At 49.8% G+C, this 1,805-nt stretch carries 4 protein-coding genes and 1 pseudogene; 1 reads left to right on the forward strand and 4 read right to left on the reverse strand.

Annotated features, from left to right (window positions below; translation table 11 throughout):
- From AACQ81_RS02740 to AACQ81_RS02750, 3 genes are all read right to left on the reverse strand, one after another.
- Positions 1–583, reverse strand: a 583-nt coding sequence (locus AACQ81_RS02740; protein WP_272903145.1) for a contractile injection system protein, VgrG/Pvc8 family, incomplete at its 3' end; no start/stop codon positions are given.
- On the reverse strand, positions 580–855 hold the full coding sequence (locus AACQ81_RS02745) for a phage late control D family protein (RefSeq protein WP_237388454.1): 276 nt from the start codon (positions 853–855) through the stop codon (positions 580–582). The genes AACQ81_RS02745 and AACQ81_RS02740, both read right to left, overlap by 4 nt.
- A gap of 33 nt (positions 856–888) precedes the next feature.
- The gene (locus AACQ81_RS02750; RefSeq protein ID WP_237388455.1) at positions 889–1,188 is read right to left on the reverse strand and encodes a type VI secretion system baseplate subunit TssF; all 300 of its coding nucleotides are present in this window, start codon (positions 1,186–1,188) and stop codon (positions 889–891) included.
- On the opposite strand from AACQ81_RS02750, the gene AACQ81_RS02755 reads away from it, so the two are divergent.
- Positions 1,071–1,529 carry an Ig-like domain-containing protein gene (locus AACQ81_RS02755; RefSeq protein ID WP_237388456.1) on the forward strand — a complete coding sequence of 153 codons (459 nt, stop codon included), beginning with the start codon at positions 1,071–1,073 and terminating at the stop codon, positions 1,527–1,529. The two genes, AACQ81_RS02750 and AACQ81_RS02755, sit on opposite strands and share 118 nt — an antisense overlap.
- Here the strand turns inward: AACQ81_RS02755 and AACQ81_RS02760 are convergent.
- Positions 1,498–1,683, reverse strand: a pseudogene (locus AACQ81_RS02760) (PAAR domain-containing protein); the annotation flags it as partial. The gene AACQ81_RS02755 and the pseudogene AACQ81_RS02760 sit on opposite strands and share 32 nt — an antisense overlap.
- Between the last annotated feature and the right edge of the window lie 122 nt (positions 1,684–1,805).

The raw sequence follows: 1,805 nt of genomic DNA on the forward strand, positions 1-1,805 counted from the left end.
AGATTTCTTCCCCTTCAGGGCCAACAACCGTGGCAGTTTCATCGCCATCGGCCAGTGGCTTGTAATGGAACGGCGGACGCCAGTCAGCAAGGCCGTCGATAAAGCTGAAATGGTTGGTCAGTGTGGTTCCATCACCACTGTTATCGCCCATGGTCTGTGGGCAGCGGCCGTGATGGCTGATACCGACAATCTGCCAGCGGGCATTGAGCGGGGCGTGCGGGTGACTTTTTATCTCAAAAATTTTGCCCGGCATCAGTTTGATGCAGTTACTGCTGCCGCTGCCGGTTTTTTTCTGGTTATCCAGCGCTTCATGGCGGTATTTGAGAAACGGTTTGGCGGCGGCATCTTTCTGAAAACGCCCGTAGCTTTCAAATACGGTGTAGGGGGTTTTGCTGCCGAAGTCGCGGAAGCCTTCACTGCTCTGCATATGAGAAAGGTGATAACGCGGGTTTTCCGGGTTGAAATCTTTATGAAAACAGCGTTGTGGACTCATTCCCACGCCCAGCCGCACCTGATAAATCGTATCTGTCCCGTGTGCGGTTTCCGGCTGGGGCTGGTAAAGCAACGGCAGTCCCGCCGTCATCCCCAGATGATTTTGCGTTGCAACGTTGCGCCGTTAAACACCTGCAATACCGCTTCCTGCATCAATAGTGTGGTTAAATCGATCTCCGGCTTCGGCCGAAAGGGATTATCGGGCAAGGACTGAACCAGTGTCAGATTGAGGGTAAACAGTTCAGATAACCCTTCCTGAAGGGAAAACTCACCCACGGCAAAGATAGCTTCAGGCAGTCCCGCTATCTGAAATGTAAAGCGTAATCCGCTTTTGGCCGCCGTCAGCCCGTTCATGATATTCATCCTATTTTGCTCCTTGTCATGATGGTTTAACAATTACATCTCCATGCGTGCCCCATAGACTTCTTTGAATTCCCACAGAATTTTTTGGTGTGGAGTAGATACATTCAGCTTGACGAAGGTGGACTGGCTGACAAAGCAGGCCATCGCCTCATGGATTAAGCGGCAGAAGCGGTACATCTCCCCCGGATTGGCATAACGATCGGAGTTCAGGGTCAGTGACAACAGACGCCCCCGGACGGGGAAGGGCGGACGGTCAGGACAGTGTGATGTATACCGTGATAGTGAAAGATCGTGATGGTGAGCCTGTTCCTGATCAAACAGTGAATTGGTCAAGTGATAAAGGCGAACTTTCACAAACCACACAGAAAACCGATGCACAGGGACTGGCAGTGGTGTTGTTGATCAGCCATCATCGCGGAGAGCATAGCGTACAGGTCTCGGTCGGTGATAATGTCACCGTGGCTTTGCCGGTGTACTTCAGCGCGGTATTGAAGCCTGTTATCACCATAGATAAAACGCAGGCCAAAGCGGATGGTCAGGATGCCGTGACATTTACCGTTACCGTAAATATGACGCTGTCACACTCAATTTTCGTTTCTCCGCCTTATCGCCTTATGCAAAATAAGGCGGATATTCTCCTAATTAAGCAAGAAAATCTTTCTGGCTGGCAATGAGTTTAGCACCACAAGCTGTTTGTATGCCTTCCAGCGCAATGAGTTTACCCTTAGGCTTTAACAATTCACTTCCCTCTATAATTGGAAATGTTCCCTTGCATTTTGGGCAAGTGACCAAATCACCTTCGTCTGTAACAGTTACGCCCTGATATACCAATCGCCATTGAAGATGCTTGATTTCTTATCCAAACCCGATCATGCTTGCCACCATGAAAATTCATCTGTCACCAGAACAAAAACACGCCCTCGAATTGATGCATGATACAACACGCGACA

This window comes from Xenorhabdus sp. Sc-CR9 (assembly GCF_963897815.1).
Taxonomy (GTDB): Bacteria; Pseudomonadota; Gammaproteobacteria; order Enterobacterales; family Enterobacteriaceae; genus Xenorhabdus.

Coding starts and splice junctions, on each gene's coding strand:
- AACQ81_RS02745 (WP_237388454.1), bottom strand. CDS start 855: ATGAATATCATGAACGGGCTGACGGCGGCCAAAAGCGGATTACGCTTT.